25 protein-coding genes are annotated in these 20,472 nt (G+C 40.0%); all 25 read right to left on the bottom strand.

The genetic code is table 11. The annotated features are described in order from the left end of the window. Nucleotides 1-121: 121 nt before the first annotated feature. The 25 genes from QZ334_RS02455 to ylxM all read right to left on the bottom strand — a co-directional run bounded on the left by QZ334_RS02455 (nucleotide 122) and on the right by ylxM (nucleotide 20,311). Nucleotides 122-1,297, bottom strand: coding sequence for an MFS transporter (locus tag QZ334_RS02455; RefSeq protein WP_295231653.1), 1,176 nt, complete (start codon nucleotides 1,295-1,297; stop codon nucleotides 122-124). 225 nt (nucleotides 1,298-1,522) lie between these two features. Beyond that, a complete protein-coding gene (secF, locus tag QZ334_RS02450; RefSeq protein ID WP_005387361.1) occupies nucleotides 1,523-2,419 on the bottom strand; it encodes a protein translocase subunit SecF in 897 nt (298 codons plus the stop codon). After that, a complete protein-coding gene (secD, locus tag QZ334_RS02445) occupies nucleotides 2,416-3,690 on the bottom strand; it encodes a protein translocase subunit SecD (RefSeq protein WP_295231649.1) in 1,275 nt (424 codons plus the stop codon). Before secD ends, secF begins: the two co-directional genes overlap by 4 nt. 21 nt (nucleotides 3,691-3,711) lie before the next feature. Continuing rightward, nucleotides 3,712-4,278, bottom strand: coding sequence for a 5-formyltetrahydrofolate cyclo-ligase (locus QZ334_RS02440; protein ID WP_295231647.1), 567 nt, complete (start codon nucleotides 4,276-4,278; stop codon nucleotides 3,712-3,714). Continuing rightward, complete coding sequence (gene yajC, locus QZ334_RS02435; RefSeq protein WP_005387358.1) at nucleotides 4,278-4,568, bottom strand: preprotein translocase subunit YajC; 291 nt, start codon at nucleotides 4,566-4,568, stop codon at nucleotides 4,278-4,280. Before yajC ends, QZ334_RS02440 begins: the two co-directional genes overlap by 1 nt. Before the next feature lie 77 nt (nucleotides 4,569-4,645). Next, nucleotides 4,646-5,761, bottom strand: coding sequence for a tRNA guanosine(34) transglycosylase Tgt (tgt, locus tag QZ334_RS02430; protein WP_295231644.1), 1,116 nt, complete (start codon nucleotides 5,759-5,761; stop codon nucleotides 4,646-4,648). Between the two features lie 8 nt (nucleotides 5,762-5,769). Then, nucleotides 5,770-6,795, bottom strand: coding sequence for a tRNA preQ1(34) S-adenosylmethionine ribosyltransferase-isomerase QueA (gene queA / locus QZ334_RS02425; RefSeq protein ID WP_295231642.1), 1,026 nt, complete (start codon nucleotides 6,793-6,795; stop codon nucleotides 5,770-5,772). An 11-nt stretch (nucleotides 6,796-6,806) separates the two neighbouring features. Then, nucleotides 6,807-8,396, bottom strand: a complete 1,590-nt coding sequence (locus tag QZ334_RS02420) for a SpoIID/LytB domain-containing protein (RefSeq protein ID WP_119206517.1) — start codon at nucleotides 8,394-8,396, stop codon at nucleotides 6,807-6,809. A gap of 2 nt (nucleotides 8,397-8,398) precedes the next feature. After that, nucleotides 8,399-9,403 carry a Holliday junction branch migration DNA helicase RuvB gene (gene ruvB / locus QZ334_RS02415; RefSeq protein ID WP_295204740.1) on the bottom strand — a complete coding sequence of 335 codons (1,005 nt, stop codon included), beginning with the start codon at nucleotides 9,401-9,403 and terminating at the stop codon, nucleotides 8,399-8,401. A 2-nt stretch (nucleotides 9,404-9,405) separates the two neighbouring features. Beyond that, a complete protein-coding gene (gene ruvA, locus QZ334_RS02410) occupies nucleotides 9,406-10,014 on the bottom strand; it encodes a Holliday junction branch migration protein RuvA (protein ID WP_119206519.1) in 609 nt (202 codons plus the stop codon). After that, nucleotides 10,014-10,508, bottom strand: a complete 495-nt coding sequence (gene ruvC / locus QZ334_RS02405) for a crossover junction endodeoxyribonuclease RuvC (RefSeq protein ID WP_119206520.1) — start codon at nucleotides 10,506-10,508, stop codon at nucleotides 10,014-10,016. The genes ruvA and ruvC overlap by 1 nt, the downstream gene beginning before the upstream one ends. 199 nt (nucleotides 10,509-10,707) lie before the next feature. Further along, on the bottom strand, nucleotides 10,708-11,445 hold the full coding sequence (locus tag QZ334_RS02400; RefSeq protein ID WP_005387348.1) for a YebC/PmpR family DNA-binding transcriptional regulator: 738 nt from the start codon (nucleotides 11,443-11,445) through the stop codon (nucleotides 10,708-10,710). 9 nt (nucleotides 11,446-11,454) lie between these two features. Continuing rightward, nucleotides 11,455-12,027 (bottom strand): RNA methyltransferase, encoded by a 573-nt coding sequence (locus QZ334_RS02395; RefSeq protein ID WP_105086229.1) that lies wholly within the window; start codon nucleotides 12,025-12,027, stop codon nucleotides 11,455-11,457. Between the two features lie 39 nt (nucleotides 12,028-12,066). After that, nucleotides 12,067-13,368, bottom strand: coding sequence for a glutathionylspermidine synthase family protein (locus QZ334_RS02390; protein ID WP_295231636.1), 1,302 nt, complete (start codon nucleotides 13,366-13,368; stop codon nucleotides 12,067-12,069). 14 nt (nucleotides 13,369-13,382) lie between these two features. Then, nucleotides 13,383-13,943: a hypothetical protein gene (locus QZ334_RS02385; RefSeq protein ID WP_295231634.1), complete on the bottom strand. Its 561-nt coding sequence runs from the start codon at nucleotides 13,941-13,943 to the stop codon at nucleotides 13,383-13,385. 11 nt (nucleotides 13,944-13,954) lie between these two features. Next, on the bottom strand, nucleotides 13,955-14,386 hold the full coding sequence (locus tag QZ334_RS02380) for a DUF350 domain-containing protein (RefSeq protein WP_105086226.1): 432 nt from the start codon (nucleotides 14,384-14,386) through the stop codon (nucleotides 13,955-13,957). A gap of 10 nt (nucleotides 14,387-14,396) precedes the next feature. Continuing rightward, nucleotides 14,397-15,467: a hypothetical protein gene (locus QZ334_RS02375; protein ID WP_295231630.1), complete on the bottom strand. Its 1,071-nt coding sequence runs from the start codon at nucleotides 15,465-15,467 to the stop codon at nucleotides 14,397-14,399. A gap of 74 nt (nucleotides 15,468-15,541) precedes the next feature. Continuing rightward, nucleotides 15,542-16,195: an NAD(P)H-binding protein gene (locus tag QZ334_RS02370; RefSeq protein ID WP_295231628.1), complete on the bottom strand. Its 654-nt coding sequence runs from the start codon at nucleotides 16,193-16,195 to the stop codon at nucleotides 15,542-15,544. Next, nucleotides 16,192-17,022 (bottom strand): tRNA (guanosine(37)-N1)-methyltransferase TrmD, encoded by an 831-nt coding sequence (gene trmD / locus QZ334_RS02365; RefSeq protein WP_295231625.1) that lies wholly within the window; start codon nucleotides 17,020-17,022, stop codon nucleotides 16,192-16,194. The genes QZ334_RS02370 and trmD overlap by 4 nt, the downstream gene beginning before the upstream one ends. 120 nt (nucleotides 17,023-17,142) lie before the next feature. Beyond that, nucleotides 17,143-17,640, bottom strand: a complete 498-nt coding sequence (gene rimM / locus QZ334_RS02360; RefSeq protein ID WP_105090323.1) for a ribosome maturation factor RimM — start codon at nucleotides 17,638-17,640, stop codon at nucleotides 17,143-17,145. Further along, nucleotides 17,640-18,047 (bottom strand): YlqD family protein, encoded by a 408-nt coding sequence (locus QZ334_RS02355; protein WP_105086221.1) that lies wholly within the window; start codon nucleotides 18,045-18,047, stop codon nucleotides 17,640-17,642. Before QZ334_RS02355 ends, rimM begins: the two co-directional genes overlap by 1 nt. Nucleotides 18,048-18,061: 14 nt before the next feature. Next, nucleotides 18,062-18,289 carry a KH domain-containing protein gene (locus QZ334_RS02350; RefSeq protein ID WP_009352618.1) on the bottom strand — a complete coding sequence of 76 codons (228 nt, stop codon included), beginning with the start codon at nucleotides 18,287-18,289 and terminating at the stop codon, nucleotides 18,062-18,064. A gap of 21 nt (nucleotides 18,290-18,310) precedes the next feature. Next, complete coding sequence (rpsP, locus tag QZ334_RS02345) at nucleotides 18,311-18,574, bottom strand: 30S ribosomal protein S16 (protein WP_004695565.1); 264 nt, start codon at nucleotides 18,572-18,574, stop codon at nucleotides 18,311-18,313. Nucleotides 18,575-18,633: 59 nt separating this feature from the next. Then, nucleotides 18,634-19,986: a signal recognition particle protein gene (gene ffh / locus QZ334_RS02340; protein ID WP_295231621.1), complete on the bottom strand. Its 1,353-nt coding sequence runs from the start codon at nucleotides 19,984-19,986 to the stop codon at nucleotides 18,634-18,636. Beyond that, the gene (gene ylxM, locus QZ334_RS02335) at nucleotides 19,976-20,311 is read right to left on the bottom strand and encodes a YlxM family DNA-binding protein (RefSeq protein ID WP_295231618.1); all 336 of its coding nucleotides are present in this window, start codon (nucleotides 20,309-20,311) and stop codon (nucleotides 19,976-19,978) included. The genes ffh and ylxM overlap by 11 nt, the downstream gene beginning before the upstream one ends. Nucleotides 20,312-20,472: the final 161 nt, after the last annotated feature.

The following is a 20,472-nucleotide window of genomic DNA, read 5'->3' as shown; positions in this document are numbered from 1 at the left end:
ACTGTTTGATAAAAGAAAAATCCTTAGAACATACCATAAAATACATTCTAAGGATTGATTATTATATTGTGTCTAATAGTCTAATACTGTTAGTAGCTTTTACTATATCACTATATTTGTTTTACAGTTCTAGAGGCGTATACCTCTTTATCCATATATGATATAAAGCCAACGCTACAATCATTGTCACCGCTGTAAACATATAAAGATACTGATATCCTACAGCACTAGCTAACAGAGCAAGAATGACAGATCCCGCCCCCACACTTATATCTAATGCTAAAAAATATGTTGCTGTCGATACCCCAGCCCGTTCTATTGGTGCTGATTGAATGGCTAACGCTTGAAATGCTGGTTGTGCTGCACCATAACCTAAACCTAACAAAGGGGCCGTTAATATTATGGTTAATGGCGTAGTAGCTATTCCTAACGCTAATAGTCCTAGTATAAAGAGTACTAGGCCTGGGTAGATAATATATGTAGAGCCATACCGAGCATATGCTTTTCCTACTAAAGGGCGACTAATTATGATCATTACTGCAAAGATAGCAAAAAATGCACTACCCCAAATACCAGCGCCCATACTATTTAACTCAATGGGAATAAATACTAACACACCAGAATATGTAAAGCCAATAAATAGTCCCATTAAAGCCCAAGGTAAACTTCTTTTTTCAATAAATTGAGATATATGCCACCCTTTGTGAGTAGATGGTTTAGGCGATGCTAATTCTTTTGATAAGGGAATACAATTACTCAATACTAGGACTAAGCCAGTCATAATAGTTAAGAAAAGATAGAGAGCTATACTACCATATGAAGCAAGTGCATATAAGCCTATTGGAGGGCCTAATACCATTGCCACATTCGAAAAGATAGCAAACATATTTATGCCCTCCCCCTTTCGATTAGGAGGTAACACCAATACCGCCAACGCCGCCATTACAGTCGTGCCCAAAGCAAATACACCACCATGTAGCCCCCGCAATACAAAGATGGCTTCTAAAGAGGTTGTAAAATTAAAGAGCCCCATAATGATGAAAAATAAAGCAGTTGATAGTAGTAATACAACTCGTTTATTAAAGCCATCAATCAAGCGACCTGCAAAGAGCCTACATACAATTGTGCCTATTTGAAAATAGGTCATCGCTAATCCCGCATCTAAATCACTTCCACTTAATTCAGAGGTTATGACTATCGGCAAGGCTGCTACAAGAACATATTGTGTCATATATAAAATGCCACTGCTTATACCATAGTTTATAAAAGCAGGGCTCCATAATCGATTTGAATCCATCTATCTATCCCCTTTTCAACATTGTGTTACCTTGCTATTTTACGCCCCCTATACAAAGAGTTCAATAAGTATATTCCTTACTATGTACATATATCCTATACATATATCTATGAGTTATCCATAGTAATAATTTATTAATAAATGATACATAAACAAAGAACCTCTCTGAATATAATACAGAGAGGTTCTTATACTTTTACCAATAATAGGTAAAAGCATTATATATTATTGTTGATTGCGGATATCGTTCTTGTTGCGACTCTTCCACATAACCCATAAGGATGTAGCTACACAGATAGAGGAATACGCACCACTAGCAAAACCAATAATCATACAAAGAGCAAAGTTCTTTGTAGTGTCCCCACCGAATAGATAAAGGGATACACAGGCAAACATAACGGTAGCTAATGTATAGAAACTACGGTGAATACTTTGTGTAATAGATGCATTCGCAAGATCTGCAAATGTATCAGAACGTTTATGTGTATGTGTATTTTCGCGAACACGGTCAAAGATAACTACAGATTCATTCATGGAGTAACCTACAACCGTAAGAATAGCCGCCAAGAAAGACGCATCAATTTCTAATTGGAAATAAGAGAATACCCCAAGAACCATAATCAAATCATGGAAAATAGCAACGAGCGCAGAAATAGCAACTTTATATTCAAAGCGATAAGAAATATACAATGCTAATGCCGCAAACGCTATAACAAGATTTAACAACGCATGTTCTGTAACTTCGGAACCAATTACAGCACCTACAGTTTCAATACGTTTAACTGTATTGTTACCAATAGATTTAGTCAAAGATTCAATCACAGCGGCACTTTCACTAGGCTCAAGATTACGTGTACGAATCATTACGTCTTCGCCCGCTGTATCACCAGTAGTATCGCCAGAAAGCTGAATTTGTGCGTTTTCAAGATTATATTCTTTTAATACGTCACGAACTTGACTAACCTCTACAGGTTGATCAAATACAACTTCAACAATCGTACCACCAGTATAATCAATACCAAAGTTAAAGCCTTTAGTAAAGATGGAAATCAAACTGATAATAACAAGTGTGGAGGAAATTGCAAACCACCAACGATGATGCTTAATTACGTCTAATGTCATTTGCGTTTACCTCCTTTCAAAGATTTTGGTGCAAATGCGTCAGCACTTGTGCTTGGAGAGATATTCGCACCAAACCAGAATGGATGGTTCGTAAAGTTACAGTCAATAAGTAAGCGCAATAAGAAATGGCTCACAGTAATCGCTGTGAACATACTTACAACAACACCTACGCCTAAGCTGATAGCGAAACCTTTTACAGGGCCAGAGCCTAAGATTGTCAAGATAGCAGCAGTAATGATAACAGATACGTTCGCATCTGTAATTGTTGCTAAAGCACGACTGAAACCAGCTTCCATGGCTACACGCATGGACTTACCGGAGAACACCTCTTCTTTAAAACGTTCAAAGATAAGAATGTTCGCATCTACAGCAACACCCATGGATAAGATAATACCCGCGATACCTGGCAATGTCATAGTCGCATTAAAGCCTTTACCTAATACGAGCAATAAGAGCATAACATATACAAGTAATGCAATATTAGCTACAATACCAGAAAAACGATATAAAATAACCAAGAAAATCATGATCATTGCAATACCAGCACTGAAGGCTACAACAGATTTATCCTTGGAGTCTTGACCCAAAGAAGGACCAACTGTACGTACTTCCAATACATTAATTTTAACAGGCAATGCACCGGAACGTAATAAAATAGCCAAGTCTTTAGCTTCTTCTAAGCTTTGACTACCAGAGATAGTTGCTTTACCACCTGTAATTGCTTGTTGTACTACAGGATTAGTCAATTCTTTACCATCCAATGTAATGGCAATACGACGACCAATATTTTTAGATGTTAAATCAGCAAATTTCTTAGCCCCTTCATCGCTTAATTCAATAGCAACGAGTGGTTGTTTATTTTGACCTAACTCTTCTTTTGCATCTTTTAAATCATCACCAGTCATAACAGTTTGACCTTGGTCGTTTTTAAATTCCAAGACTGCTGTCTTACCGATACGTTTAATCGCTTCGTCAGGATCTTTTACACCTGGCAATTCGATGATAATACGACGAGCACCTTCACGTTGTACTAATGGTTCAGACAAACCCATTTCATTAATACGACGCTCTAAGATTTGCTTCGCTCGTTCCACTGCATCATTGTCAGCTGCACCAGTCGCAGAGTCCTCTGCTTCTAATACGATGTGCGTACCACCTTGCAAGTCTAGACCTTGTTTCAAAGAGCCTGCTAATGGTTGAATAAAATACGCAAACAATCCAATGATGGCAGCAATGACTACTAAAAACTTGATAATAGCTTTACCGTTCAAAATAGTTGCTCCCTTCTACTACTATACGCAATGTATAACGCCTTGCTCCGTTACAATTTTGCTCATCCGTTGGTCCAGTTCATCCATTGGAATTGGTATATCCCACAATTGTACTGACCAGCATACGCCCATAAATGTACGTGGTGAAAGTTCCTTGAGAAATCGATCATAGTACCCATTCCCCATCCCCATGCGACCGCCTTGACGGTCAAAGCCAGCACCAGGCACTAAAATCAAATCCAAGTCATGTGGATTAATAACCTCGTATGGCTCAGAGGGAATGCGTATATTTAACACACCCCGAGTGATAGATTCTAGAGACTTAAGACGAACGGCAATCATGGTCGTCTTATCTGTACATACTGGAACATATACGGATTTGCCATGTTCTAAAGCATGACGAATAACATCGTCTAAATTGGCCTCCTTGGGCATCGCCAAATAGGCCATAATGCTATTAGCTGATATATACTCAGGACTATTAACAATTTGATCTGTCAAAAGCGTAATCCATCTATGACAATCAGCAACGGATAAAGCAGCGCGCTGGGCCTTGCACGCCCGGCGCACTGCTTCCTTTGTATTCATTATTTTTCTTCCTTGTTTTTCTTGGAAAGAACGTTAGCAATTGCAGAACGTGCAAATGTTAACTCTACTTTTTCAGATACTTGAACCTTTACTTTTTCATCGTCAAGTTCAACGATTTCGCCATAAATACCGCCGATAGTAACGATTTTTTGACCTTTCTTCAAGCTGCCTAACAAATTAGCGCGCTCTTTTTGTTGTTTCTTTTGTGGACGCCACAATAAGAAATAAAAAATTACGACCATCAACAAAATAGGCCAGCTAGTTTGCAACACTTGTAAAATATCTTCCATTTTATCCTCCTAGTGTAATAAATATGTTTTTCTTTTCTAGTATAGCCACCTAATATAGATTTGACTAGACTTAATTACTATTTTTTAAAGCTATCCCAAAATTGCATTCTAAATTGTGGGAACCGATCTTCTAAGATGGCTTGTCTCATTTGACGCATAAACTCAAGCAAGAAGTAAAGATTATGGTATGTTACGAGACGCAACGCCAAAATTTCTTCCGCCTTATACAAGTGACGAATATAAGCGCGAGAATAATTTTTACATGTATAACATTGGCAGCCTTCTTCTAAAGGACCCCAATCATGAGCAAATTGCGCATTTCGAATATTAAGGCGACCTTTCCAAGTCATGGCCATACCATTTCGAGCAACTCGTGTAGGATATACGCAGTCGAACATATCAATACCACGTGCTACGCCTTCTACAAGGCAATCCGCCGTACCAACGCCCATTAAATAACGAGCCTTATTAGTTGGCAATAGTGGCGTAGTATATTCTAAGATTTCATTCATCAAATCATGAGGTTCCCCAACAGATAAACCGCCTATGCTATAACCTTCAAAGTCCATAGCCACGAGTTCTTCCGCACTTTGTTTGCGCAAGTCTTTGTACATACCACCTTGTACAATGCCAAACATTCCTTGACGGTCATGCGCTTTACGAGCCTCTTGGCAACGATGAGCCCAACGTGTGGTACGAGCTGTTGAGCGTTTCGCATAATCATGGTCCGCAGGATAGGGAATACATTCATCAAAGGCCATGGCAATATCAGAACCTAATTGCTCTTGTACCTTTGTGGCCACCTCTGGAGATAAAAACTGTTTAGACCCATCAATATGAGATCTAAAGGTTACACCATCCTCAGTAATCTTACGCATATCGCCTAAGCTAAATACTTGGAACCCACCGCTATCAGTTAAAATAGCTTGATCCCAGTTCATAAATTTATGTAAGCCACCTGCTTCTTCTACGAGTTCAGGACCAGGACGTAAGAATAAATGGTATGTATTGCTCAAGATGACTTGAGATCCCATCGTCTTTAATTCCTCAGGCGTCATAGTTTTAACTGTAGCTTGTGTACCTACAGGCATAAACATAGGCGTTTGGAAGGTACCATGTGGCGTATGCAATAAACCAGCACGAGCCCCCGTGTGAGGACATGTCTTTTGTAATTCATAAGTAATACTCGGCATAGTCCCTCCTAACGTATAAACATAGCATCGCCGAAGCTAAAGAAACGATACCGTTCGCGTACAGCTTCTTCGTAGGCCGCCAAACAATGTTCGCGACCAGCCAATGCACTAATCAACATTAATAATGTAGATTGAGGCAAGTGGAAATTTGTTACCAATGCATCAATCATCTTAAATTTGTAGCCAGGATAGATAAAGATTTGTGTCCATCCACTAATGCCTTGTAAGACACCGTCATCATTAGTAGCTGACTCAAGGGTACGCACAGAAGTAGTACCTACCGCAATAATACGGCGTCCGTTTCGCTTAGCTTCATTAATACGATCAGCTGTATCTTGAGATACCACGAAGAACTCACTATGCATTTCATGGTCCTCAATTGTCTCCGCTGATACAGGTCTAAAGGTTCCAAGGCCAACATGCAATGTAACAAATTCGAGCTCTACACCTTTCGCTTTTATCTTTTCTAATAATTCAGGTGTAAAATGAAGCCCTGCGGTTGGAGCTGCAGCTGAACCTTTTTCCTTAGCATAAACAGTTTGATAACGATCTTTATCTTCTAACTTCTCATGAATATATGGAGGTAATGGCATTTCACCAATTTCTTGTATCACATCGTCAAATACACCATCGCAAGTGAATTCAATGATACGACCTCCAAATTCTGTTTTATCTATAACGGTCCCACTTAATCGGTCATCAAATTCGATAACTTGACCAATAGGACATTTTTTACCAGGTTTAACAAGACATTCCCAGCGATTTTCACCACATGGTGTGAGGAGCAATACCTCAACCTTGCCACCAGAGCCTTGACGTTGGCCATATAATCTCGCAGGAATAACCTTTGTATTATTAAATACAAGTACATCCCCTTCGTGGAGTTCATCTAGCAAATCGTAAAAATGCTCTTTATGCGCAACCTCACCTGTAACCTTGTCTAAGGTCAACAGTCTCGCTGTATCACGAGGCTCTACAGGATGTTGAGCAATTAGTTCCTCTGGTAATTCATAATCAAAATCTGTAACTTTCATCGCAATCCTTATTAGTACATTTTCTTTAATGTAATGCCACTATAGTAGTGACGCAAAATAGTTTGGTAATAATTTGTATCCCCTGGTGTCGCACGCTTAGCCATTTCTGCAGCGCCCCATTGAGACATACCAAGACCATGTCCCCAACCGTGGCCTTTAATATAGACAGTATCATTGCTACCAGTAAAATTATGATATGCCTTACCTGTATCTTTAGCTGGGTTATGATTTACATAAAAATCAAATAGTGTTGATTTCAAGCCTAAAATACTGCGTAAAGAATCCCCATCAATGGTCGTTTTTCCAGAGGTACCTATGAAAGTAGCACTCTTAATTCGACCAGATACGCCGCGGTCAGATGTTTGTTGACCTGGCTTGCCAAGAGGTGTCAATTGAATACTCTTCAATTTGCCAACCCCTTTACTAGCTGCGTTAAGCTTACTTTCAAGGGCCTGACGAGAAGTAGTAACCGTCCAGTTCGATGTAGATGTGCCAGTACTAAAATCCTTTACACCTTTCAAATACGGTACATCACTACCCCAAACATTGACACTATCTTCAGTATAACCGCCACCATCAGAATGGAATAAAGCATTGATAGGGCGTTGGTTATATAACATAACCATCCCCTTTGTTTTATTAACTGCATTTGTAGTAGCTTGCGTTTCACCACTAACCCCATTATAAACTTGGTGATCTGTGGACGTACTCACATCATACAGCTTACCTTTATTCTCTTCCATAGTATGAAGAGCATAAGTTCGAGCAGCTACAGCTTGTGCTTCTAGTGCAGCTGCTGGCCAAGATGGAACGACTTCTTGCGGAACTACGCCATAAAGATAGTCTTCAAGAGGCACAGAATTAATGACCATCATCTTTCCATTATTAGCACGTAATGTAAGTCCTCCACGATAGCCTTTGCCTTCAAACAAGAATGGTGCATCACTATTGGCTGGTTTTAATGTAACTACTGTATCAATGACCTTGCCATTGACAGCAATTTTACCACTTCGAATACCAACAGAGGTACCACGGTTTGCACTGATTGTACTTACTTGACCATTAGCACTATTTAACACAACCAGATTAGCAGTAGATGTAACTGTAGCATCGGAACTGCGACTACCCAATAACACGCGCACATTTGGTACATTTTCTACACGCTCCGTAGCAGGTGTAACAACAGAACCTACTTTATTACGCGTAATAGCAGCCGTATTAGCTTTAATACTATTGGCTTCAGAAGTTTTTACAGCCTTAGATGCAGCTGGCTTTACCGTTGTAGCCTTAGCACTAGTAACTGTAGATTTTGCAACAGGCTTTTGAGCCGTTGTTGCAGCCTTAGTTGCATTTGACTTCGGAGTCACTTTTGGCACAGGCTTTGGAGCCGGTTTAGTTACAAGTGGTCGAAAAGTTGACCGCTTCGTCGTATTTACTTTCGATACATTTGTTGTAGATACTGTTGCTTTCGGCGTTGGCTTTTTAGTCACTACTGCACTTTTATGTTGCAATGTAGCCCCTTGTGCAACAGATGCACCGCCAATATTTACACCTAAAAACAAAGTTGCCATTATCATCAATTGTAATCGTTTCGTTTTCATTGTTATTTCCCTGTCTGTGAAATACCTAAATGCTCATAGGCAAGTTTAGTGGCCACCCTCCCACGCGGTGTACGTCCTAAAAATCCTAATTGCATCAAATATGGTTCATACACATCTTCGATGGTATCTCTCTCTTCGCTGATAGCTGCCGCAATAGTATCTATCCCTACCGGACCACCATCATACTTTTCAATAATACACTCCAACACACGTCGATCGATTCGATCGAGTCCTTCTTTGTCAATATATAAACGTTGTAACGCATCATCTGCAATACTTTGAGTGATAACCCCATCACCTATGACTTGTGCAAAATCACGTACCCGTTTAAGTAGACGATTTGCGATACGCGGTGTTCCCCTTGAACGTCGCGCAATTTCACTGGCCCCAGTCGGCTCAATACCAATTTTGAGTATTTCTGCCGCTCGAGTCACAATAAACTCTAATTCCGGTTGTTTATAATATTCCAACCGGTTAATAATCCCAAAGCGGTCCCTTAATGGTGCCGCCAAAGCCCCCGCCCGTGTTGTGGCACCTACCAAAGTAAACTTTGGCAAATCAATACGCACTGTTCGAGCACTTGGGCCCTTACCGATGATAATATCAATTGCATAGTCCTCCATAGCAGAGTACAATACTTCCTCTACACTGCGAGACAAGCGATGAATTTCATCGATAAATAATACATCATGATCATCTAAATTCGTTAAGATGGCAGCCAAGTCGCCAGACTTTTCAATAGCAGGACCAGAGGTTATGCGAAAATTAACACCCAATTCATTCGCAATAATACCTGCCAGTGTAGTCTTCCCAAGACCTGGTGGACCATAGAGCAATACATGGTCTAATGCTTCACCACGCTGCTTTGCAGCTTGAATATACACATTTAGATTGCCTTTAGCCTCTTCTTGACCTACATACTCGTTAAAGAACTTTGGTCGTAGGCTATATTGCCACATATCTTCTTCGTGCTCGCCATTTCCGACAAGGCGTACTTCTTCGTTCATCCTTATCGTCCTTTCCCAAGCTCAATCAAGCTGACCTTAATCAACTCAGATACATCGCGCTTACCATCATCTAAAGACTCTACAATGTCAGCCACATCTCGTTCTGAATAACCTAGCGACACAAGAGCCTCAATAGCCTCACCGGTAGCACCACTAGCGGCAACGCCAATCGGCTGTATAGCTGCTGGTGATTCTGCAGATATATGTGTCATCTTCGCTAACTTATCCTTTAGTTCAAGAACAAGTCGCTCTGCAGATTTCTTCCCAATACCAGGTAACTTTGTTAATTGCTGTACCTGGCCATTGATAACAGCTAATTTGAAAGCCTCTGGTGTCATGCCAGACAAAATGCCAAGCCCCACCTTAGGCCCTATACCAGAAACAGAAATGAGTAAAATAAACAACTCATACTCCTCTTCCGTCCAAAAGCCATAGAGTTGCATCGCATCTTCACGTACGTTGAGATACGTGAATAGCGTTGCCTCATGACCTTCAATCAATTGTTGTCGCGTAGTGGTCGGCACATATACACGATACCCTACGCCATGTACATCTACGTAACAAGACTCTTTAAAGAGATGTGTTACGATACCCCGTACATACCCTATCATTATACCAACCTCTTCAATCTATCATTGTGAGAACTATGAGCCGTACAAATAGCGACAGCCAATGCATCTGCCGTATCATCGGGCTTAATTTTCTCACGAATCCCCAAAATATTCATTGTCATATAAATGACCTGATTCTTATCAGCCTTGCCGTAACCTGTAACGGCTTGCTTGATTTGTAGCGGTGTATATTCGTAAATAGGAATGCGATGTTGTTCAGCCGCTAATAAGATAACACCACGTGCTTGACCGACCTTGATGGCCGTCGTTACATTGCGGTTGAAGAATAATTCTTCTACCCCGAACTTATCAGGCTTGAATTCCTCTAGAATATCACTTAGGTCATTAAATAAAATTTCCAACCGCTGTGAATCTGTTAATTCCTTAGGAGTTGTGATAGCCCCATAGGCTACAGGTGTTAATTTGCTCCCCTTCACGTCAATAATGCCATAACCGCATATAGCCGTGCCTGGGTCAATACCTATAATTCGCACCTTAACCCCCTTAGTTTAAAAATGAGATAAGCTGTCGCCTACCTCCATTACATAATCTATTTTATTATAGCACAATACCACATCGAAGTTCATGAATTTCCATAGAAATTTTATAAGAAACTCATTAATTTTCTTATTCCCCATGGTTCTCTAAAAAATACATAAAAAAGGAGCACCTTTAAAGTGCTCCTTATCATAATTATTCTTCTTCGTCGTCTGGCAAGATACCATTGTGATATACGTTTTGTACATCATCAAGATCATCCAATACGTCGAGCATTTTTTGCATTTTTACAGCATCATCACCAGTCAACTCAATAGTTGTATCTGGAATCATGGTAATTTTAGCTACTTCTGTTTCAATGCCCGCATCAGCAAGAGCTGCTTCTACAGCATCATAGTCTTCAGGAGTAGTATAAATTTCAAATACATCATCTTCAGACTTAAGATCTTCTGCACCTGCTTCAAGAGCAAGCATAGTCAATTCATCTTCGTCATGACCTTCTTTATCGATAACGAAAACGCCTTTAGATTTGAACATCCAGCCTACGCAACCGCTTTCACCAAGATTACCACCTTGTTTGGAGAAAGCATGACGCACATCGGCAGCCGCACGGTTACGATTATCCGTCATAACTTCTACAGTAACGGCAACACCGGCAGGACCATAACCTTCATATACGATTTCTTCGTATGCGTTCATATCCGTAGCGCCAACGCCCTTATCGATAGCACGTTGAATATTATCCTTAGGAATATTGTTTTCACGAGCTTTTTGTAAAGCCAATTTCAAACGCATATTACCTGTTGGATCGGCACCACCCATACGTGCTGCTACAGTAATTTCACGACCGATTTTCGTAGCCAATTTAGCCTTCAATGCATCGGTTTTACCTTTTTTATGTTTAATATTTGCCCATTTTGAATGTCCTGACATAGACGCCTCCTATTTATTCCACCATGCCTCGCCCCGCAGCCGATCAAGGATAATCGATACAGCACTACGCACAGATAAATGATTGTATTCACCATGGCCATATATAGGTTCTAAAATATAGTCAAAGCTTTCCATCGTTTCTTTTGTCATACCATAACCGGTACCAAATAATACTAACACAGGGCGCCCCTCATTTTCAAGATGTTCACGCATCCGTGCATAGGAAATTGTATTATCATAGGTACGCGCATCTGTTGTCGCCACAATAGGTTTCATACCTTCTAGGTCTTCAATCATTCGCACTGCTACTGCAATAGAGTTAACCAACTCCACGCCGGTGAAAGCATCCTTGCGATCTGGATTGTAAGTAGAACCAAATCCAGATTTCCAATGTTCCATGATGGTGCGCACCAACTCACGCTGAGCAGGTATATTGTGAATCACAAAATATTTAGATACATCATAGGTAATAGATGCTCGTGCAATATCGTGAATATCATAATTTGTAATGGCCGTCGTAATGACCTCTTTATGCTTGTTCATAATTGGATAATGAACAAGTCCAATATATAAATTAGCCAAAGCCTTAAATCTCCACAACAATAAAAATACAAAATAAAATTAATCGATTAAAAGCGGTACAAAATAAGCTTCAGTACCAGCAATCTCTTCTGTAGAAAAACGACAACCGACTGCAGAAGCTTGATCGCCAAGCATAAAACAAGATAATGTCAAACAGCCTTCTTTCATACCACTATCTACGGTATGAATAAAGTGTTTCTGCTTAATGAATTCCTGATACATAACCTTTTTGCTGTCCCGACAAACTATATCATCATAGTTATCTACAAATTTCTCCATGTATAATTCAGCTTGATTTCCACGTTTTTGAACAACCTGAATATTTCGCCCTTCACGTCCCCAAATTTCCTTTTGAATATAAAGTCCATCATCAAGGTTCAGGAAATCACTTTCAAAATAGGACGGCGTCAAATAGCGCTCGATAATATCTCGCTCAGGGGCCGTAAAAAATTGGTTTGTTAAGTATAGAGCATACACTAAGGACATAAACGATTTATTCTGTAAAATAATCGCCTCTGGTGGATTAAATAGATTAAAGCGGTATTCATTATACAAATCTAAAAACATTTCACCTAGTGGTTCACCATCTGCTGTAGTTTCATCAATCAATAGTTCCATAGGATGTAAACGATACAGATTGGCTGCATGACTACCGTCAGATAATAGAATACCCTCATCATCAATGACCATATCATAAAAGGATAGGAATCGAACATCTGCTTCTGGGCATGCTGATTTCATAGCCTGTAAGAGAAACTGTGTAGTTCCATAGTCCTCTAAATAATCATGAAAGCACCCGAAAACAAAGGGTTCTGTTTCATTATCTGTCATCATATTATGTTGTTTATTAGTCACACTATATTTTTTACGAGATGTTCCTTCATATACGCGTTTCAAAAAACGTTCAAGTTCATTATAAGCATCTATATTAGGATCTACTTTATCGAAATATCGTGCCGCTACACCATTAGCATAATAGCTTTCAATTAGAAAGCAGGGTGTATCCGCATTAATCTCGACCATACGCAATTGCCCTCTATCATCAAGGACAAAGTCAAATCGTGATAGCCACGTAGGTAAGCCCAATGGATTCCCACGATGTAAATAGGGAATCAAATTTCCGGGCATATCCATATTGAGAGCGAACTCATCAGGAGCCTGCTGAAATACCTTAGCGGCTTTACAAAATATTTGAAATAACATCCGCGATGCATGTCGTATTTCATCATAAAATTCGGCTGGAAAGGATTGTGCAGTAAGAGCAGGATACCGATCATCATAGCCTTCATAATCTACAAAGGGCAATATATTCGTATCAAGTTCATCTATATACGATTTCATAATATCGGCCTCCATTAGGAACTACTAGAACGTGCACCTGCACTACCAAAGCCAGACTTTTGACCTATAGAAGAGGCTTTTTGACTTCTACGCTTCTCATAGTCTTTATACGTACGTCGTCCTAAAGAACTATGCGTATTTGAACCTGTTGTTGTATATACATTAGGCTCCTCATAGGGTTTTAATGGGGCTGCCACACGATAGGTCATAGTTCGTCCATCCATACGCGCTGTTGGTGGATTAAATCCGTGAAAAATATAATAACCTGCTGCAATACTAGGTAGCAGCCCAGCTAAACCAGCGTCCCACACTAAATTTCCACTAGTATCGCGGTGAAATGTAACAGACCGGTTATCATCATATAAAGCTGTTTCTTTACCATCTCCATGATTTAATAGAGAATAACGATTACCTTGATTATCCTTTAATCGAACTTCCCCGTCATTTGCTTCAGGATAGATTTTATCACATACGACATAAGCAATGTCATTCCTGTATGAAGACACACCAACGATACCTGCTACAGCGGCAAAGGCACCCGTTATGTATAGAGTTTTCTTACTTGGCTTATACATAGGACACTCCCTTAGTGCACAGCACCACTAATAACGAGAGCAAGACCTACAAAGATGCCAAAAACGAGGATACCCGCTGCTGTATTACCACGCATAATCTCTTCAGATAAATTATATTTTCGATGCCATAAATTAATAAACATATAGCCTGTTACAAATAATACAATTCCTAAAATAGCATATACGATACTGGCCACAACACCGTGCAATAAAGATGTATCAGCTGTAGCCACTACAGGAGACATGATGACAGCGCGCAAGATTTCACCAATGCCGATAAATGAACCTGCTGAGAGCCATGCGACAGCACAGTTACCACGCTTAATTTCTTCACTAAATTTTCCAGGCACGAAGAAATCAATAACAGTATTAGCTGTTAACATTAGAAAAATTCCAAAACAAGCATAAAAAATCGTCAATAATATATCTGGTATATAAATCATTATAAGCCTCCTAATAATATAATTTTGTATTGGATGTGTTATCAGAGTTGCTGGTAGGATACAACCGTTCGCGTCCCGTTTTATCCCCTAGTCGAACCATGGTCGCATAGTTATCGAGTATATGAGAGCTGATAAATGTACGATCAATAATTTTCCAATCCTCTTGTGTTAATTTTGATTGTTCACATACCTTAACCCTAGTTTGTCCATCCGTATTAGTGATGAGATACACCAAGTCCCCAGAATAAAATACAATAACTTCATGTCCCTCTTCTAAGTTATCCCGCTCATTCTTAATATCACCATTCACAGAATCAATCAAATCTAATGCGGTACTAACAGGGTCCAACGAAGACGTGTATACATAGTCGCTATCCGAATCTGTTTTTGTATAATATGCAGATGTGTCATGCATATGTTCTTTTGCCGTGTAAGGCACTCCAAACATAGCACGTATACTATGCCAAGACAAATCATTGTCCGACCAAAACAGAAATAGTAAAAATAATGCACCGACCCCTATAGAAGTAGCAACTCCTTGAAAGCGTTTTTTTAGACGTTGATTCCGTTTCTTTTTACTAATAGCATTAGCTTCCGCATCATTACAGAGACGAATATTCCTCAAAGGAACACGTGCCCCTTCGGCGAACATCATCTCACCTTTAAACCAATTTTCTTCAAAGAATACGCTAGCGCCGCCTTCACAAGGCAATTGATATTCCTTATAGCCAGCTCGATCACCTACGGAAGCACCACTATCACCATCTACATCTACAACCTTTTCCAAACCGATTTGATGTAATGTAAAGCCCTTCGGTGCACGCTTACGATAGGATGTTCTAGATACAGTGCACCATTCATTATCATTGTATTCAATGGTGACCCATATTTTATCTGTTCCCTCTACAGCCTCGAGGCCATATTCGTGCCAATAATCACCAGGTGATTTTTGCATTGACGGCTTAGCTTTATAGGCCTGTTCCTGATCTGCTTTTGGAATAATCTCGTTATATTTAATTTTTTCAGTTATTACATAACGACTGCCCTGAACCTCAAGGACATCATAACAATTAAACTCCATACATAACCTCGCTCGAATAGGCAAAATCATATGGATTTCGGCCTATTCCCTCTCCAAAACGGGATTTAATGAAATTAAGCTTTAAAGTAGCCTATCCGCTCATGAATCGTTTCATTTTCAATAATGGAAATGCCATACTGCTGACCTATTGTAGCTTTTACAAGGACATTGGCCACATCAGCCGTCTTTACGGGTTCTTGGCTCATTAATATATGAGCTTTGTTGATAACACCAAATATAGCACAGCTAATGCGTTCTACCAACTTAGATTCTTCTCGAATTAATGTAGCTGGACGAACAATAACAATCGCTTCAAATGGAAGTTCTAAGATAACCTCTTCCAATTGTCCTTTCATGGACATATAAAAGAATTTTGATTTTGGGTTTGCCCCTAAAGAAGACACTAATCCATATTTTTTTACTCCATTTTGAGCTGCAATGCGAGCCATTTCGTACTGGTAGGTATAATCGACTGTCCACTGTGCTTCTTTAGAGCCTGCTTGTTTACGGTTTGTACCCATAGCAGAGAATAAAATATCCCCTGTCACTAAGTGTGCCCATTCACGAGGTTCATCAAAATTAACAATATGAACCGTTACCTTTGGAGATGTATATGTTACTGGACGACGTACAAATACATGAATGTCTTGAATCTCATGATTATCAATTAACGTGTCTACAATATGACGGCCCACTGCACCAGTGGCGCCTAATACTAACGCTTTCATTCTTCACCTTTAAGTCTTACAGACTCTTCCTGAACTATCTCTTTTAAAAGCTTAATCTCTTCTTTTGTTAATGGACGTTCCAATAAATCTGGACGTAACAACCGAGTTCTTTTAAGTGCTTCTTTTTGACGCCAAGTAGCAATATTTTTATGATGCCCACTTCTCAATACATCTGGTACAGTCCAGCCTCTAAATTCAGGGGGCTTTGTATATTGAGGGCATTCTAACAAAGGTTCATAAAAAGAATCCTCCTGTGCCCCACTCGCCGCACCTAGTACGCCGGGGATCATGCGCGCTACTGCATCGGCTACAACCATAGCTGGCAACTCGCCACCAGTTAATACATAATCACCAATAGAAATCGTTTCATCTACTAAATGTTCCTCTACACGATAGTCTACACCTTCATAATGGCCACAAATGAGGACTATTTGATCGTATGTAGCTAGTTCACGAGCCTTCTCCTGTGTGAAAGGCTGGCCTGTAGGTCCCATGAAAATAATACGACGTCGTATACTTTCACTAGGATTACCAATAAGACTCATTTCATCACACATCTCATCGGTAGTATAGGTACTGTTAAGGGTATTGTCATATTGAGCAATAACAGATTCCACCGCTTCAAAAATGGGAGGTGCCATCATGAGCATACCTGCACCACCACCATATGGCGTATCATCAACTTGACCATGTTTATTGTGACTAAAATCTCGAGGGTTAGTTACACCCATAGACAATCGTTCCGCTTCGATAGCCCGTTTTATGATGGAATGACTAAAAAAGGCATCAAAAAACTCAGGAAATAAAGATACGATATCGATACGCATAGACTGTCCCCTATACTTATTAACTCACATAAACTCATTAGCATTATCTATATATAGCTATATTATATAACTTTTACCATAATATACCTATATGTAGATAAAACAAAACCGCCTAAAGGATTATATCCATTCAGGCGGATCTACGATCATTAAATTATTTTCCACGTCAATGTCTTTAACAACATCTTCAATGGCTGCAAATAATTGATCTGGTTCCCCATCTTTGGAAACCACATAGACATCATTAGCACCCGGTTGTAATACATCAGTCACTGTGCCAAGCACATTGCCCTTTGTATCTTGTACTTCGAGACCAATAATATCAAAGATGTAATAGCGACCTTCTGGCAATTCAACTAAGTCTTCACGGCGTACTTGAATTTCTTTCTTACCGAATAATTCAGCCGTGTTGCGATCAGGAATTTCCTTAAAGGATGCTAATACAAATTGTTTGTGAAATCGTGCGGATGCAACGTGGTATTCTTTACCATCGATGTAACAGGCATCCATATGCATAAACCGTTCTGGAAAATCGGTTTGAGGCATAATACGAAGATCACCCCGCACGCCGTGCGGGGCGATGATAACACCTATTGTGATGAAATCGTTAGGCTTCATTATTGACGAAACGCAACGATTTTACCGTCTTCTAATAGGATTTCAGCGCCCATCATGGCATCCAAATTATCCCCGATTTTAACGGTAACTGTTTGCTCTAATGTACCTTGAGGAATTTCAGTTCCTAAGGATAATTCTTGAGCGTCTTTCAATTTAGCTGTTACTTCTTCTTTGAAAGCCAAGCGTTTATTTTTCTCTTCGTCGATTTGTTGACGAATTGCAGTAAGACTTGTAGCATCAACTTTAGCCGCATCAGCCAAAATACGTTGAGCTTGAAACTCAATTGCTTCCAAATCTTTATTCACCATATCAAGGCGAGTTTCAAGATCAGATACAATTTTCGCTTTCAAGTCTTCTGTTACTTTTGCTTTTACTGCTACAGGGACACGTAATGTCATTTCTTCCATTGGAATACTCCCTTTTAGACAATATCAACAGATATCTTTTTGTTCTCTTTAATAGCCGCCGCTTTCACCACAGCGCGAATTGCTTTCGCTATTCGTCCTTGCTTTCCGATGACTTTGCCCATATCCTCTGGGGCTACATGAAGTTCGTAAACTTCCATATTCCCCTTTTGGACCATGGTAACAGATACGGCATCAGGCTGCTTCACTAATGATTTCGCAATTAATGAAATTAATTCTATCATCACAGTATGCCTCTCTATTAATTACTTTTTAGCGTCAGCAAATTTTTGCATAACGCCTTGTTTTTTGAACAAGGAGCGAACAGTGTCAGTAGGCTGAGCACCTTTAGCTAACCAAGCCAAAGCTTTTTCTTCGTCTACATTAACGATAGCTGGTTGTTTAGTAGCATCATATTGACCAATAGTGTCAACAGGACGACCTTCACGTGGAGCACGTGCGTCAGCAACAACGATACGGTAGAAAGGAGCTTTTTTAGCACCTAAACGAGTCAAACGAATTTTTAACATGTGAAATTCACCTCCTTATACTGATATGGGTGGACAGGTTCAGCGCCCCTGCCCATGTATTACATAAACGGTAATTTAGGCATTCCAGGGAAGCCGCCCTTACCGCCACGTAAACCTTGCATGCGCTTCATCATCTTCCGCGCTTCTTCAAATTGTTTCAACAAGCGATTTACATCTTGTACCTGAGTACCAGAACCTAACGCAATACGCTTGCGGCGAGAACCATTAAGAATACTTGGATTTTCTCGCTCTGCTGCCGTCATGGATGTAATGATGGCCTCAATACGGCGCACCTCTTTACTGTTCAAATCAAAGTCTTTCAATTGATCCTTAATTTGTCCCATGCCTGGCAACATACCAATAATATTTTGTAATGGCCCTAACTTTCTCACTTGGTTCATCTGTTTCAAGAAGTCATCCAAGGTGAAATTGTTTTTCGCCATTTTCTTAGCCATTTCACGAGCTTCTTCTTCATCGATGGCGCCTTGTACATTTTCGATTAATGTTTTAAAGTCGCCCAAGTCGAGGATACGAGAAGCCATGCGGTCTGGATAGAATACATCGAAACCATCCATTTTTTCGCTTACCCCAGTGAACTTAATTGGCAAGCCTGTTACAGCTTTGATGGATAATGCAGCACCACCGCGCGCATCACCATCGAGTTTAGTGAGGATAACACCATCAACGCCTAATTTTTCATTAAACGTTTGTGCTGTTGTCACCGCATCTTGACCGATCATGGAGTCCACAACGAGTAGAATTTCATGAGGTCGAACAGCGGCTTTAATGTTGGATAACTCATCCATAAGGACTTCATCTATAGCCAAGCGACCAGCTGTATCGATGATAACCACATCTTTCAACATATGCGTGCTTTGCTCTACGGCGCGACGTGCAATGTCTACTGGATTGGCACCAGGTGTTTCATCAGCAAATACTGGGATATCGATTTGCTTACCTACAACTTGCAATTGAGTAATCGCAGCTGGACGATATACGTCGGCCGCTACGAGCATTGGATGTTTACCTTGTTTGCGAAGGTATACTGCCAACTTACCAGCTGTAGTAGTTTTACCAGCACCTTGTAAACCAACGAGCATAATAATCGTTGGAGGCTTACTGGAAATCATGATACGACTTTGTGTACCGCCCAATAACGCCGTTAACTCGTCATTTACGATTTTAATAACCGTTTGTGCTGGATTCAAGGAACCGAACACCTCTTCACCAAGGGCCTTTTCCTTAATGGACTTAACAAAGTCCTTCGCAACCATAAAGTTAACGTCTGCTTCTAGTAATGCAGTACGTACTTGACGCAACGCAAGATTGACATCATCTTCAGTAATTTTGCCCTTCCCCTTCAAGGATTGAAAGGCTTCTTGCAGTTTTTCTGACAAGCTATCAAATGCCATAATATCCCTCCATTTGCGCCAATACTTTCTGCACCTTAGTTTCAGCTAAAACATCTTTAGGCAAGGTTTCCTTCAATTGTGAAAGCAAACCTTCACGCTGTTCATATTGTTCTACCAAGTGCAACTTTGATTCGTAATCATTTAAAATGTGTCGAGCACGCTGCAAGTTATCGTGTACAGCCTGCCGTGATACGCCTAGTTCCTCAGCAATTTCTCCAAGGGACATATCGTCTTCGTGGTGAAGTTGTAAGGACATGCGTTGCTTGTCCGTCAATAATGGCCCATAGAAATCCAAGAGCAAACTTATAAGCACTCGTTCTTCCATTTCGCCACCTCCATCACTGTCAAGTCATATTACTTTACATATGGTACAGTATAAAAAAAAATGTGTCAAGTAGAAATACTTAACATCTAAATTATAGATAATTATTTTCATATTTTACTTTTATATATACTCAAATATGCTATAATAAGGATATCTAATAT

Source organism: Veillonella sp., from assembly GCF_019414865.1.
Taxonomy (GTDB): domain Bacteria; phylum Bacillota; class Negativicutes; order Veillonellales; family Veillonellaceae; genus Veillonella.
Note: the sequence above shows the minus strand (reverse complement) of the source record. Positions and strands in the feature narration are given on the sequence as shown.